We start from the raw sequence: 14,520 nt of genomic DNA, 5'->3' as shown, positions 1-14,520 counted from the left end.
TCTTTTTGAAATTTAATTTTCAAGAGCGTGTCACTCAAAACTGCTTCAATCGTTGTTGTTTCCAACCCCTTGAAGCGAGGCGCGTATTCTACGCCTTTCGATTATCATGTCAACACTTTTTGAAAAATTATTTTCTAAAGCATTTCCTTGAAAACCTCGCCACTATTGACTTACACAGTTAGTAGTGACTAGCTTTGCCAGTTCAGATTTAATCTTTCCTGTCGAAGCGGATGCGCATTTTAGGGAATTCTGCGACAAGGTCAATAACTATTTTAAAAAAACTGTCATATTTGTTTCGTTCGCTCATTTCTTGTGCTGCAGAGGCTATAAAGCGAGCATTTCTCGGCGTATAGTGCACCTATTGATAATTCAAACGAGGTTAACGATGCCTTTACGTCCATATAATAATACCCTCCCTTCTCTCGGCGATGCTGTATACGTCGATGAGTCCGCCGTCCTAGTTGGTGATATAACACTGGGCTCTGATGCCAGTGTCTGGCCTTTAGTCGCCGCTAGAGGTGACGTTAATACAATATCGATTGGTGCACGCACAAATATTCAAGATGGTACCGTCCTTCATGTTACCCGTCGTTCTGACAGCCAGCCCAATGGCTTCCCTCTTATTATTGGAGACGATGTCACAATCGGTCATAAGTGTATGCTGCACGGCTGCAAGCTTGGCAATAGAATATTAGTAGGTATGGGTGCCATTATCATGGATGGCGTCATTGTAGAAGATGATGTCTTTATAGGTGCGGGAACATTAGTGCCGCCTAACAAGAAACTGGAAAGCGGCTTTCTCTATGTGGGCAACCCCATGGTGAAGAAGCGCCCTTTAAATGATAAAGAGCGTCACTTTCTTGCTTTATCGGCGCAAAACTATGTGCAACTTAAAGACGAGTACCTTCAACAGTCTTAAATCTTGCCCTCTATTTTGGCCGTAAATGTTTAATGACCTCAGAGGTGTCTGGGGTTTTTCCTGTCCAAATGGTAAAGGCCGCGGCAGCCTGCTCTACTAACATCCCAAAACCATCTAGGGTTTGTGCGGCGCCATTTTCTTTTGCAAACGCCATAAATCGTGTCTGCCCACGTCCATAGGACATGTCATAGGCTAACGCACATTGTTTAAATGCCCCTGCAGATACTGCCGGTAAATCACCGGTCAAGCTAGCCGAGGTACAATTTATAACAATATCTGCATGTAGATGGTCCAAATCAGATTGAGCTACCGACTGGAAATTGTGCTGACCAATAGCGGCTACGATAGCTTCAGCTTTAGCCATGGTTCTGTTGGTAATAAATAAGGTTGCCACTTTCGCCTTTAATAGGGGCTCTACCACCCCGCGAGTTGCACCACCCGCGCCAAGTAACAATACCTTTTTCCCTTCTAACGTGCCTAGATGACGAATTAGGTCGGCCACCAGCCCCATACCATCTGTGGTATACCCCAATAGCTGGTCGCCTTTCTTATGCAGGGTATTCACAGCCTCAGCCGTTTTTGCTTCAGCATTACAACTGCCTTCACAAAGCCTGTAAGCCCGTTCTTTAAATGGTGCGGTTATATTGCATCCCACCACCCCCTCTTCATCAAAAAAGGCTGAAAGGTCGTTTTCAAAATTATCGATTTCTGACTCAATAATACGATAATCGATGTGCTCACCAGTCAATTCAGCGAACATATTATGAATGGCTGGTGATAGACTATGGGCAATGGGGTTACCAAACACTGCGAATTTTTTCATGGGCATTATTAATTTTCTAAGTAAATCAAAAGAAACATCGAAGGACCAGGCTTACCCGAATACACCGTATGCGCATATCGGCGGTGCCAACGCAGTCCACCTTCTTGCTAATCGATTCTATGACATCATGGAACAGGATCCCATGGCAAAGGATTTATTAGCCATACATCCTTTACCATTAGATAGGATCCGTCGAGTATTTACTCTATATCTAAGTATGTGGCTGGGAGGACCGGACGATTATCAACAACAGTTTGGTCATCCACGACTACGCGCTAGACACCTACCTTTTACAGTAACCCCAGCTCTAAAACGGCAATGGATGTATTGCATGCGTAAAGCTATGATGCAGACGGTACATGATATTCAACTAGCAGAACAATTACTCCGCGCCCTAGATCAGCTCGCCGAACATATGATTAATAAAGACGACCCTTAAAAAAAAGCCCTCTTATATAAGAGGGCAACAGGCAAGTTAGTGCGATAACTACTTAGAAGACATAACCTACTGATAGGGTGTATACCCAAGGGTCGATATCTACATCAACACTTCCGGGCACATCGGCCACAGTAAACTCGGCAGTGGTATCGATATCGATGTAGCGGATAGATGCATTCAACAACCATTTTTCATCCAGCTGGTAGTCAACGCCAACTTGGGCCGCTAACCCAAAAGAATTGTCCAAGTCGAGATCAGAAAACGTTTGCTCTTCCCGCGCATCAGTAAAATCTTCATCGAAGAAAATGGTGTAGTTTAATCCCAATCCCACGTAGGGCGTGGCGGCAGAGTCGGTATCAAAGAAATACACGGCACTCACGGTAGGAGGTAAATGCTTCACGTCAGCGAGTTGGCCATCGCCAAGAGCAAGCGCGTTATCGGCGGTACCCGTTAATTCTACGTCATGACTAAAAGGTGTAGCGGCAAGGACTTCAACCCCCCAATTAGAATCGAACATATAAACGAAGTTCAAACCTAACTGTGTGTTTGAATCAACTTCCGCACCCATACCGACATTACCGCCTAAGGCGTCTACGTTAACATTGCTGGAGTCGTCATTAGGTGTCACGGTAGTAAGACCCGCGCGAACGATGATATCACCTGCGTCATACGCCATGGCTGGAGATGCAATTGCTGCCAGAATGAGTGTTGCAAGGGTAGTTTTTTTCATTTGGATTCTCTCGTTTGTTTAACGTTGATGTGCGTACTTTACGCCTCGAGAAAATCAAAATGTTGATCTGGAACAAGTAAAAAAATCTGTTTTCAACACAGACAATTAAGCTTGATCCAGGTCAAAAGTTACGGCTGTAACACTACCACTGCGTAGGTGTGAGCCACTTCGCTAGTTTTGCCTCCGCACTACCAGGCGCACACGTATAACCATACTCCCAGCGTGCTAACGGCGGCATAGACATCAAAATAGATTCGGTCCTTCCACCGGTTTGCAGGCCAAAAAGGGTTCCGCGGTCATACACAAGGTTGAATTCCACATAGCGTCCTCGGCGATAGAGCTGGAACTGACGTTCCCGCTCGCCATAAGACAGCCCTTTACGTCTTTCCACAATAGGGACATAAGCATCAAGATAGCCGTGCCCTACCCCTTGCATAAATGCAAAGCATTGCTCAAAGCCCCATTCATTGAGGTCGTCGAAAAACAAACCACCCACACCACGGGTTTCATCTCGGTGTTTAAGGTAAAAATAGTCGTCACACCACTTTTTATAGTCTGCATACACATTGTCACCAAAAGGCGCACATATCTTTTTAGCCGTATCGTGCCAATGTTGTACATCTTCTTTGAAGGGATAGAAAGGGGTTAAGTCAAAGCCACCACCAAACCACCATATGGGTGTCTCTCCTGGTTTTTCGGCAATAAAAAATCGTACATTAGCGTGGGAAGTGGGCACATAAGGGTTATGAGGGTGAATAACCAGCGACACGCCCATGGCCTGAAAACTTCGGCCGGCTAGTTCAGGCCTAGATGCCGTTGCTGAAGCAGGCATTGCTTCGCCAAAAACGTGACTAAAATTCACGCCACCCTGCTCGATAACGGCACCGTTTTTTAGTACACGAGAGCGCCCGCCGCCTCCTTGTTCACGTTCCCAAGAATCTTCCACAAACTGTCCTTTGCCATCCACCATCTCTAAGGTCTGGCAAATATTATCCTGTAATGACAGCAGGAATTTTTTTACTCGGTTTATTGTTTCACTTGCATTAGCAATTTGACTTTCATCAGACATAGTTAGTCTCGGATTATTTTTCCAGAATCACAGTCGCGAATTGTACTGGGCTTTTGGGCGTTACCCACATCACCTTCTACATACACAACATGATCTTTAAAGTAAGCTTTCGCTTCATCAAGGGAGGTGGCTGGTGCAAGACCGGAAGGGTTTGCACTGGTAGACACTAAAGGTTTTCCTAGTCTGGCGCACAATTCTCTGACAACCGGATGGGCAGATACACGTACGGCAATCTTCTCATGTTCACCGGTTATCCAACTCGGTGCGTGAGCTGACTTAGGAAGAAGCCAGGTATGATGTCCAGGCCAGGAAGAAAATATCTCTGCCCGCATAGCCGGCGCTACAGCGTTATCATTCACATAGGGAAGTAAGCGAGAATAGGTATCAGCGACCAGGATCATGCCTTTTTCAACGGCGCGCTTTTTCAACTGTAATAATTGATTCACAGCCATTTCATTATCAGGGTCGCACCCTATACCCATTACCGCTTCGGTGGGGTAAACCAGCAACTCTCCCTGGAAAAAAGCCTCTTTAACAGGGTCAGGCTGGGTGGATTTATCATCGATCATAGTTAGGGGTCTACTTGAAAGTCGCAAGTTGGTTGGGGACAACACACCTTTCCTTTCTTGGCGATAAGCAATGCCCAGCCACACTCAGGACAGGTGCCCGCTACGGGTGGCGAATTTATGACATATTTGCACTTAGGGTAGTGATTACAGGCATAAAAACGCTTACCGTATTTATTTGTTCTTTCAATAATGTGCCCTGTTTTACACTGGGGACATAAAAATTGGGTATCTTCTTGTTTTTTTATTGGTTCGATATGATGGCATTGGGGAAAGGCGGTACAGCCTATAAACATGCCATAACGACCTTTTTTAATCGCAAGTGTGTGCCCGCACTGCGGACACAAAGCGCCTGCGATTTCTTTTAATGTGGTGGTTTGTTGATCATGAAGGGGTTTACTGAAATCGCACTTTGGGTAAGCAGAACAACCAATGAAGGGCCCGCTTTTGCTATTTCGGATATGTAAATGACTGCCGCATTCAGGACAGTCACCAAAGGTATGTTCCAGGGCATGTTCATGGGCCGAGAATAAAGAATGATCAATTTTTGACATAAAGAATGCCGGTTACGCTCCTACTTTAGTGCAGTGTACCGTCAGACTCTTCAAATAAAAGATCTTCCATCTGCGCGTATGCATTCTCTTTACCTGGTACATTGAACAACACCATTAACACCACCCATTTAAGATCTTCTAAACAGAATTCGGGAGAATCAATCTCCATCACTCTGTCGATAACCATTTCTCGAGTGGAAGCATCGAGTACCCCAACCTGTTCTAAGAACATCAAGAACCCCTGACATTCTACGTCCAGACGCATTTGCTCTTCATGGGTATAAATGCGGCTAACCCCTGACGAAATACCTTTGCAGAAATACGGTTTATCATCCGTTTCCTGCAGCGCAGCAAGCTTTTCTAACCAGGCTAATGCTTTGTAGATTTCATCATGATGAAAACCAGCGCGTACGAGCTCATCGGTTAATTCGTCTTGATCAACCCGAATTTCCGTTTCACTATGTATGAAATTCTCAAACAAGTACATGAGGATGTCGAACATGGTTTATTTCCCCCTCAATTTGACATAACCACCGGGTACCGGGGCTACAAGATCTCGCAGCTCATATTCGATTAATGCTGCCACTACTTCAGATACAGGCAGAGCGCTGCGTTCAGCAATAGTGTCAACGCTAGTCACATCAAACTCCACACTATCTAATAATTTATCCGTTGCCAAGTTTTCATCTTTACTTTTTTCCTCTGAACTAACGGGGTCAGAGTGTATCAAAGGGCAAAAACAAACCAATTCCTCTAGGATGTCTTTGGCAGACACCACCAGCTTTGCCCCTTGTTGTATTAAAAAGTGGCAGCCTTCGGTTAGCGGATTAGCGATGTTACCTGGCACCGCAAAGACATCGCGCCCTAGATCTGCGGCCATATTCGCCGTTATCAAGGTACCGCTGTTTATTGTTGCTTCCACCACCAATGTACCTTTTGATATTGCGGCGATAAGTCGATTGCGCTGAGGAAAGTGATGGCGCCGAGGTGGTGTACCCGGCCAGAACTCAGAAACAATTAATCCGTTATGTTCTAAAATAGCGTGGCGAAGCTTGCTATGTCGATGTGGGTAGGTGAGATCCGGCCCCGTGCCTAAAAAGGCAATGGTACGCCCCGGATGTGCCATCGCGCCCTTATGAGCCGCAGCATCTATGCCTGCAGCTAGGCCGCTGGTAACGCAAAGCCCCTGCTTAGCAAGTCCTGCTGCGATATCGGTCGCCACCGCCAAGCCAGATACAGTCGCTCGTCGACTACCCACTATTGCAATTTGCGGCGCAGACAATAACCCCTCATCGCCATGACAAAACAAAACGAGAGGTGCCGAGGAAAGAGATTGAAAACCTTCAGGCCAATGACAACTACCTTCGTATAAGATGGCGTGTGTACTGGCTTCTTGTTGCCAATTCAGTGCAGATTCAACTTTTTCCCATACGATGCGTTGACGAAGCCTATTGATGTGTTGCTGCAACGCCTCATCTGAAATAGGCAATGTCGACCCGTGGATAAGGTCGACGGGGGTGGTTTTTGTCTCAACTAAAAGCTGACGCCATTTTTGTGGCGTCATTTTAGGTACGGTGGCCATAGCCAGATAAGCCGTGAGTTGCGGGCTAGATTGAATGGTAGACATGCTGTAACTCCTTTTGTTACAGCATTTATACAAAGCCTATGGCGTAGCGACGATGGCCCCTGTATTCACCAGCTCCCGTGCGCGGGTAATAATACCGTAACTTGCTTTATCGAAGGTTTTAAAAATAACAATTTCGCCAATTTTGATTGCGGGTTGCTGTACGGTACTGCCGTCATTGAAAACACTGTATAACGCGTTGTTCTCGCCAACGTATTGGGGTGGATCGCCATCGATAATATCTGGGCCTTGTTCATAAATTCCCATCACCGTGCCCGGCTCTATGGCGTCATGGCCCAAATCGACGATCACAACATCATTTTTACCCAAAAGCTGATGCTGATGAAGATTTCCCACCACATGCCCTCGCTGTTCGGCTGTGGCAGCCTGTAACACGAGATCTTGTGGGCCAAGAAATTCACCATCATAAAGGCGATCGCCCCGCTGTGCTTCGAAGTTAGACTTAGTGACTTTTACCAACCACTGGAAAGGCACCGTATCATCAATCATGGTTGCATCAGCCACATGGTGAACCTGTATGCCTAATACCTCGCCATCAAGGTTTTTAATCGTAGACTGGCGACGAAGGATGCGATACTGATCGGAAGATCGGCCGTAGCTTCTGCTGACCACTATGTCATCAGTGACAAACCGAATATCTGCCGATTGATTGCCTAAAATATAAGGAAGATCTTCATAATCTTCTTGCGCGATAAGTTCGTTTTGATTGAGATAAGGTGCAATAGCTGTCCACGGCAACATACTGATGGGCGCAGGTTTATTCTGCTTTCTCATTGATGGCCCTAAGGTAATGTGCTTTTTATTTCGTTGCACCACTAACTGGGGCTCGCCATCAATCATTTGAATGGCTAGCACATCACCTGGATAAATAAGGTGAGGGTTAATTATTTGCGTGTTGTTTTGCCACAGCTCCGGCCATAACCAAGGTTGATCAAGGAACAAATTAGCAATGTCCCAAAGAGTATCGTTCCGTTCCACTGTGTAGGTTTGCGGTGCTCCCTCCTTCAACGTCAAACCAAATGCTTGACCGGTGAGGCCGGCTAATAACAATACGCCCGCCGAGAGGAGTGTTTTACAGCTTTTTATTAATATTCTCGTTGCCATGGTGTCGTCAACTGCTCCTGTTGAAATTTTCGACATAGACTCTATATCGACCGTCAGTGTTTTTTATTCAGTGTTAGGTTTGAAAATTGCGATTTAACAAAAAACCTGCACGAAAAACCCCTTTATACGATAGAATAGTAACAGAAACCACCGAGTAAATAGTGCTGGTAATTGGATCGTATATTAATTCATACAAGCAAGCGAAGTTGAGCGACAGATGGCAATATTAGACGTATTAAGTTTCCCGGATGAGCGGTTACGCACCGTAGCGAAACCTGTAGAGTCAGTTAACGATGAGATTAAACAACTCGTTTCCGATATGTTTGAAACCATGCGGGACGAAAAAGGCATTGGACTGGCGGCCACTCAGGTAAATCGTCACGTACAAGTAGTGGTGATGGACGTATCGGAAGACCAAGATACGCCACGGGTATTTATCAACCCTGAAATCATTGCAAAAGACGGTAGTACAATTAGCGAAGAAGGCTGTTTATCAGTACCGGGGAACTATGCCAAAGTGGATCGGGCAGAAACCGTTACTGTTAAGGCTTTAGACGCCGATGGGCAGCCCTTTGAGCTTGAAGCTGATGGCCTACTCGCTATCTGCATCCAGCACGAGTTGGATCATTTAAAAGGCATTCTATTTATAGATTATCTGTCGCCGTTAAAGCGCCAGAGAATTCGAAAGAAACTAGAAAAAGAAGCCCGTTTGGCTGCTAAGTTGTAAGGATCAGCGTGACCACTCCCCTACGAATTATTTTTGCAGGTACGCCTGATTTTGCTGCCGATCACCTTAAGGCGATTTTAAAATCTGAGCATCAGGTTGTGGCTGTTTATACCCAACCTGACAGACCCGCAGGGCGTGGCAAAAAACTCACGCCAAGCCCTGTAAAAGTGCTAGCAGAAAGCCAAGATATACCGGTTTATCAACCTGCCAGTCTTAAGAACGCAGAAGCCCAAACCACATTAGCGGCGATCAACGCAGATGTGATGGTTGTGGTGGCGTATGGATTAATACTGCCTAAACCTGTTTTGCAAATACCGCCTTTAGGCTGCTTGAACGTTCACGGCTCTATACTACCCCGTTGGCGTGGCGCGGCACCAATTCAACGGGCAATTTGGGCCGGCGATAAAGAAACCGGCGTTACCATTATGCAAATGGATGAAGGGCTCGACACTGGCGATATGCTGCATATTGCCACCACGGCAATTGCACCAGAAGACACCAGCGCAAGTCTGTATGGGAAGCTCGCTCAATCTGGTCCGCAGGCTTTGCTTTATGTACTTGACGATTTATCTACATTTATAAGTAACGCTTCGCAACAAAATGATGAACAAGCCACTTATGCTAAAAAGCTCAGCAAAGAAGAAGCGCAAATAGATTGGCATGCGCCGTCAGAACAAATTGAGCGTAATATACGGGCTTTCTTTCCTTGGCCTGTGGCTTGGATGAAGTTACCCGAATGTAACGTTAAGGTACTCAAGGCCACTGTAACCGACGCACAATCAACCCAAGCGCCCGGCACCGTGGTGAAAGCAGATAAATTTGGCATTGTCGTGGCCACAGGTTCAACAGACCTTTGTATCACTGAGTTACAAATTCCAGGCAAAAAGGCCCTGCCCGCAGCGGATGTAATCAATGCCCGTCGGGCTTGGTTCACTATAGGTGAACCCATCGGCGGTGATGTAGCATGAGCACCCCTCTGCCACGGCAAAAAAACCTTCGGGCTGATACCGCATGGGTAATTTATCAGGTACTAGAACAAGGTAAATCCACCCGGGAATGCCTTGCCCAAGTACAGCGCCGTCATCAGGGCAAAGATAACGCTTGGATCCAAGAAATGTCATTGGGTGTACTGCGTCACCTGCCCATATTACAGCACTGGCTTCGACAACTGTTAGACAACCCGTTAAAAGGGAAAAAGAAAGTCGTTGAACATCTAATGTTACTTGGCATGTATCAAATGGCTTTTAGCCGCGTATCCGATCATGCCGCAGTCAGTGAAACCGTCAATGCCGCGCCTTATTTAGGGGCCATGTCCCTAAAAGGACTGGTGAATGCCGTTTTACGCAATTTTGAACGCCAATCATTGAAAGAACAAAAAGTAGATAACCCCATAATAAACAGTGGCTTACCAAAATGGCTATTTAAGAAATTAGAACGTGCTTACAGTGACCAACAAGGGGACATCATAGACAATATGAACCAGAAAGCCCCGGTTTGGTTACGGGTAAATTTGCTAAAGGTTTCACGTGGAGCATTTTGTCAGCAACTTGACGAGTTAAACATAACCTATTGTTTGCCTGAGGCACAGCCGGCAGGCATCATCCTCACCACTCGAGTAGATATAACTGCTTTACCAGGCTTCCAAAAAGGTTGGTTTGCGGTACAGGATGGTGCCGCACAACTCGCCGCGATCTATTTACAGCCTCAAGCTAAAGACAATATTCTAGATTGCTGTGCAGCCCCAGGTGGAAAAACAGGTCACATCTTCGAAGTTCAGCCAGATATCAGCCATTGCACCGCCTTAGATGCCGATAAAACACGGTTATTACGAGTGCGGGAAAACATGCAGCGTCTACAACATTCCCCCACCATATTAACCGGTGATGCACTTGCCCCCGAAACATGGTGGAACGGTGAGCAGTATGATCGTATTTTACTCGATGCCCCCTGTTCTGCTACTGGTGTGATTCGTCGCCATCCAGATATTCGCTGGTTACGCAAAGCGTCGGATATCGATGCATTAGCCGACTTACAATCCCGTATTCTAGATACCATGTGGGCACTATTAAAACCCGGCGGCACCCTTCTTTACGCCACATGCTCTGTGCTTCCACAAGAAAACAGGGATCAAATTGTCAGCTTCCTAGCTCGCACTGAAGATGCTCAACTGTCAATACTGACCGATGAAGAAACCATTGCTAACCCAGGTCGTCAGATCTTACCGGGCGAACAACAAATGGATGGTTTCTATTACGCGAGACTGATAAAGTCTTCTCATCAAAAATAAAAAGTTTCAAAGGTATTAATGAAAATCATCATTCTTGGTGCCGGACAGGTTGGCGGTACCCTTGCGGAAAACCTGGTTGGTGAAAAGAACGAGATTACCGTCATTGATTCTGATCCCACCATTTTGCGCGCGTTGCAGGACAGACTCGACCTTCAAGTTGTCGAAGGCGTTGGCTCTCACCCTGATATTTTAAAAAAAGCCGGTGCAGAAGATGCCGATATGCTTATAGCTGTAACAAACAGTGATGAAAGCAATATGCTTGCATGTCAGGTGGCTTACAGTCTATTTAAAACCCCCACAAAGATAGCCCGGGTGCGTAGCGAACAATACATTATTTATCAGGCCCAGCTGTACAAAGAACAAAATATCCCCGTTGACCACATTATCGCTCCTGAGCAACTGGTCACAACAGCAATAAAACGTCTTATCGACTACCCTGGCGCTTTGCAGGTTGTGGAGTTTGCTGAAGGCAAGGCAAGCCTCGTTGCGGTAAAAGCCTACTACGGCGGCTTGCTGGTGGGCCATGCCCTCTCAGCATTAAAAGAACATATGCCCAACGTAGAAACACGGGTAGCGGCGATATATCGCCGAGGGCGCCCTATTCGTCCGCTAGGCACCACGGTAATTGAAGCCGATGATGAAGTCTTCTTTATTGCTGCAACCAAACATATTCGTGCGGTAATGAGCGAACTACAAAAGCTTGAGTCATCATACAAACGGATCATGATTGCCGGTGGTGGGCTTATTGGAGCGGGCCTTGCCAAGCGTTTAGAGCATAAACATAACGTTAAACTTATCGAGTACAGTCCCAAACGCGCCCAATACCTGTCTGCAAACTTAGATAAGACCATTGTGTTCTCCGGCGATGCGTCTGATCCTGAACTGCTAAACGAAGAAAGTATTGATCAGGTCGATGCCTTTATTGCCGTTACCAATGATGACGAAGCTAACATTATGTCAGCCATGCTAGCTAAGCGAATGGGCGCCCAAAAAGCCATGGTACTTATTCAGCGCAGTGCTTATGTAGATCTTGTTCAAGGTGGAGAAATCGACATTGCTTTCTCTCCCCAGCAAGCCACGATTTCGGCGTTACTTACCCATATTCGTCGTGGTGATATTGTGAATGTTTATTCACTTCGTCGGGGAGCAGCAGAAGCCATAGAAGCCATCGCCCATGGCGATAAAAACACCTCAAAAGTGGTAGGAAGAGAAATTGGCAGTATTAAATTACCGCCAGGCACTACTATTGGTGCGGTGGTTCGAGAAGACCATGTGATCATCGCTCACAGCGACACTGTGATTGAAGCCAATGACCACGTTATTCTCTTTTTGGTAGACAAGAAATACATCAATGATGTGGAAAAGCTATTCCAACCCAGTGCATTCTTCTTTGGCTAACTCACTACACCCATTAACTTCGCCAAAACGTGGGCGAAAACAACACGAGTAACGAAAAGACTTCTAGTCGACCAAACAGCATTGCCAACACCAACAGCCATTTTCCAGGATCAGACACCTCTGAATAGGTGCCTGCCACACTACCTAAACCCGGCCCTAGGTTATTTAGTGTTGCCGCCGTCGCGGTAAAAGCAGAGATATTATCGAGTCCTGCTGCAATTAGGCCAATCATAATCACGACAAAGACAATAGCATAAGCAGAAAAGAACCCCCATACCGCTTCGACCACTCTATCGGGCATGGCCCGCTCGCCTAACTTCACCGCGTAAACGGCTTTAGGATGAATCAAGCGGTCAACTTCCCGCTTTCCTTGTAAGAACAACAAAAGCACCCGGACCACTTTTAAACCACCACCGGTGGAAGAAGCGCAGCCCCCAATGAAGCTAGAAAATATTAATAATATGGGTAGAAAGGCAGGCCATGAAGAAAAATCCGTGGTAGCGAAACCCGCCGTTGTGCTGATAGACACCGCCTGAATCATCGCCTGATCCAACGCCTCTTCAGCCGATGAATAATAGCCTGATAAGGTTAAAACAAGGAAACAAACTGAAATGAGTATAAATTGAATAAACAGAAACGCTTTAAATTCTGGATCCCGTGTATATCCTTTAAACGAACGGGAACTTACCGCTGCATAATGAAGCGAAAAATTAAGGGCGGCAATCATTAAAAATACCGAACACACCACATTTACCATGGGGCTATCAAAATACCCTAAACTGGCATCATGATTGGAAAACCCTCCAATTGCGACGGTGGAAAAAGCATGACAAACCGCATCAAACCACCCCATGCCTGCCAACATATAAGCACCACAACACGCGATAGTTAATGACAAATAGATGTACCAAAGATGCTTAGCGGTATCAGCGATCCGCGGTGTCATCTTAGAATCTTTCACCGGTCCTGGGGTTTCTGCTCGGTATAACTGCATACCTCCCACCCCAAGTATGGGCAAAATGGCCACCGCCAATACGATGATCCCCATGCCGCCTAACCATTGCAATTGCTGTCGATAAAACTGCACCGAGTGAGGCAAAAACTCGATCCCTTCAATGACCGTAGCCCCTGTGGTTGTTAACCCAGAAAACGATTCAAAAAAAGAATCGGCAACGGACATGCTAGGTTGCTCAAGCAAAATAAAAGGTATGGCGGCAAAACTGGCCAGTACTGTCCAAAACAGCACCACAATAAGAAAGCCCTCTTTGGCGCGTAAATCTTTCTTATGATACCGATTGGGGTACCACATAAAGGTGCCGGTAATCACACAAAGGATAAATGCGATAATAAATGGAAGGCCACTACCATCCTGAAAGATCAGAGAAATTAAAGCGGGGGGGATCATAGTTACGCTAAAAAGCGCCACCAGTAACCCGAGTATGCGTACAATCGCACGGTAGTGCATATTCCGTTGAGCCTTATTGTTTTTCTATCACTGCGATTGTTGCCATTATGCGGTGAGGAAGACGAAAGGGAAAGTCCCTTTCGTTAATCCATAGCCAGGACTGTTTCTACCATCTTATCGATTCCAGATTTCGCCTCAAGAATATCTTGGGCTAGCATATACGCTGGTGTTGTAACCAGTTTTGCTTCTGTGTCGATGACAATTTCATCCACCGCACAATTTACATGCTTAGCACCTAATGCTTCTAAGCCCTCAGCCGTCGCTTTATCGTTGCCTATAGTAAGCTTTCTGTCGCTGCCATAAACCGCAGCGGCAAGGGCCGGAGCGATACAGGCGTAACCGGCGGGCTTCTCTGCCTGAGCAAAGGCTTTACATACTGCAAGTACGTCTTCGTCGATAGTGCAGTCGGCGCCATCAAGGGCAAAAGTACACAGATTTTTCGCTGCCCCAAAACCGCCGGGCAACATCAGCGCATCAAAATCGTCTACCTTGCATTCAGTCACCGGTTTAATTTCGCCCCGGGCAATACGAGCAGATTCCACTAACACATTACGGCTTTCATCTTCCGCAACTTCGCCGGTTAGGTGGTTGATCACATGCATCTGTGGACGATCGGGCGCAAAACATTGATAACTTGCCCCTTGTTCGCGAATAGCCAGTAGAGTGATCACAGCTTCGTGGATTTCACTACCGTCAAAAACGCCGCTACCACTTAAAATTACCGCTACATTTTTCATCTAAACACTCCTATTTCTGTCTGCTGCCCTTCTATAACGAGGCTTATATCTTTTAAG

General features: G+C 46.2%; 16 protein-coding genes. 6 read left to right on the top strand and 10 right to left on the bottom strand.

The window, feature by feature from the left end; genetic code table 11:
- Nucleotides 1-385: 385 nt before the first annotated feature.
- Complete coding sequence (locus KO501_RS09575) at nt 386-919, top strand: gamma carbonic anhydrase family protein (protein ID WP_216029428.1); 534 nt, start codon at nt 386-388, stop codon at nt 917-919.
- 10 nt (nt 920-929) lie between these two features.
- Here KO501_RS09575 and aroE read toward each other — a convergent pair whose 3' ends face one another.
- Nucleotides 930-1,742 carry a shikimate dehydrogenase gene (aroE, locus tag KO501_RS09570; RefSeq protein WP_216029427.1) on the bottom strand — a complete coding sequence of 271 codons (813 nt, stop codon included), beginning with the start codon at nt 1,740-1,742 and terminating at the stop codon, nt 930-932.
- On the opposite strand from aroE, the gene KO501_RS09565 reads away from it, so the two are divergent.
- On the top strand, nt 1,741-2,181 hold the full coding sequence (locus KO501_RS09565) for a group II truncated hemoglobin (RefSeq protein WP_216029426.1): 441 nt from the start codon (nt 1,741-1,743) through the stop codon (nt 2,179-2,181). The genes aroE and KO501_RS09565 overlap by 2 nt on opposite strands.
- 52 nt (nt 2,182-2,233) lie before the next feature.
- On the opposite strand, the gene KO501_RS09560 is transcribed toward KO501_RS09565, so the two are convergent.
- The 7 genes from KO501_RS09560 to KO501_RS09530 all read right to left on the bottom strand — a co-directional run bounded on the left by KO501_RS09560 (nt 2,234) and on the right by KO501_RS09530 (nt 7,885).
- Nucleotides 2,234-2,911 (bottom strand): OmpW family outer membrane protein, encoded by a 678-nt coding sequence (locus KO501_RS09560; RefSeq protein WP_216029425.1) that lies wholly within the window; start codon nt 2,909-2,911, stop codon nt 2,234-2,236.
- Nucleotides 2,912-3,053: 142 nt separating this feature from the next.
- Nucleotides 3,054-3,980 carry an oxygen-dependent coproporphyrinogen oxidase gene (gene hemF, locus KO501_RS09555; RefSeq protein ID WP_216029424.1) on the bottom strand — a complete coding sequence of 309 codons (927 nt, stop codon included), beginning with the start codon at nt 3,978-3,980 and terminating at the stop codon, nt 3,054-3,056.
- A 2-nt stretch (nt 3,981-3,982) separates the two neighbouring features.
- A complete protein-coding gene (locus tag KO501_RS09550) occupies nt 3,983-4,549 on the bottom strand; it encodes a Sua5/YciO/YrdC/YwlC family protein (RefSeq protein WP_216029423.1) in 567 nt (188 codons plus the stop codon).
- A gap of 2 nt (nt 4,550-4,551) precedes the next feature.
- Nucleotides 4,552-5,100, bottom strand: coding sequence for a topoisomerase DNA-binding C4 zinc finger domain-containing protein (locus KO501_RS09545; protein WP_216029422.1), 549 nt, complete (start codon nt 5,098-5,100; stop codon nt 4,552-4,554).
- Between the two features lie 25 nt (nt 5,101-5,125).
- Nucleotides 5,126-5,602 carry a DUF494 family protein gene (locus KO501_RS09540; RefSeq protein WP_216029421.1) on the bottom strand — a complete coding sequence of 159 codons (477 nt, stop codon included), beginning with the start codon at nt 5,600-5,602 and terminating at the stop codon, nt 5,126-5,128.
- 3 nt (nt 5,603-5,605) lie between these two features.
- Nucleotides 5,606-6,727, bottom strand: coding sequence for a DNA-processing protein DprA (gene dprA / locus KO501_RS09535; RefSeq protein WP_216029420.1), 1,122 nt, complete (start codon nt 6,725-6,727; stop codon nt 5,606-5,608).
- 36 nt (nt 6,728-6,763) lie between these two features.
- A complete protein-coding gene (locus KO501_RS09530; RefSeq protein ID WP_252728277.1) occupies nt 6,764-7,885 on the bottom strand; it encodes a LysM domain-containing protein in 1,122 nt (373 codons plus the stop codon).
- 181 nt (nt 7,886-8,066) lie between these two features.
- Between KO501_RS09530 and def the strand changes: the two genes are divergently transcribed.
- From def to trkA, 4 genes are read left to right on the top strand one after another with little or no spacing between them, the layout of a single operon-like run.
- Nucleotides 8,067-8,576, top strand: a complete 510-nt coding sequence (def, locus tag KO501_RS09525; protein WP_216029419.1) for a peptide deformylase — start codon at nt 8,067-8,069, stop codon at nt 8,574-8,576.
- A gap of 8 nt (nt 8,577-8,584) precedes the next feature.
- Nucleotides 8,585-9,544, top strand: a complete 960-nt coding sequence (gene fmt / locus KO501_RS09520; protein WP_216029418.1) for a methionyl-tRNA formyltransferase — start codon at nt 8,585-8,587, stop codon at nt 9,542-9,544.
- Entirely contained in the window at nt 9,541-10,863 is a 1,323-nt protein-coding gene (rsmB, locus tag KO501_RS09515; RefSeq protein ID WP_216029417.1) for a 16S rRNA (cytosine(967)-C(5))-methyltransferase RsmB, read from the top strand. Before fmt ends, rsmB begins: the two co-directional genes overlap by 4 nt.
- A gap of 18 nt (nt 10,864-10,881) precedes the next feature.
- The gene (gene trkA, locus KO501_RS09510) at nt 10,882-12,261 is read left to right on the top strand and encodes a Trk system potassium transporter TrkA (RefSeq protein ID WP_216029416.1); all 1,380 of its coding nucleotides are present in this window, start codon (nt 10,882-10,884) and stop codon (nt 12,259-12,261) included.
- Nucleotides 12,262-12,274: 13 nt separating this feature from the next.
- On the opposite strand, the gene KO501_RS09505 is transcribed toward trkA, so the two are convergent.
- Nucleotides 12,275-13,726 (bottom strand): TrkH family potassium uptake protein, encoded by a 1,452-nt coding sequence (locus KO501_RS09505; RefSeq protein WP_216029415.1) that lies wholly within the window; start codon nt 13,724-13,726, stop codon nt 12,275-12,277.
- An 83-nt stretch (nt 13,727-13,809) separates the two neighbouring features.
- Nucleotides 13,810-14,463, bottom strand: coding sequence for an isoprenoid biosynthesis glyoxalase ElbB (gene elbB / locus KO501_RS09500; RefSeq protein WP_216029414.1), 654 nt, complete (start codon nt 14,461-14,463; stop codon nt 13,810-13,812).
- Between the last annotated feature and the right edge of the window lie 57 nt (nt 14,464-14,520).

The organism is Alteromonas sp. C1M14 (assembly GCF_018860965.1).
Taxonomy (GTDB): Bacteria; Pseudomonadota; Gammaproteobacteria; order Enterobacterales; family Alteromonadaceae; genus Alteromonas.
The sequence above is the reverse complement of the archived record's forward strand: the minus strand, read 5'-3'. Positions and strand labels throughout refer to the sequence as shown.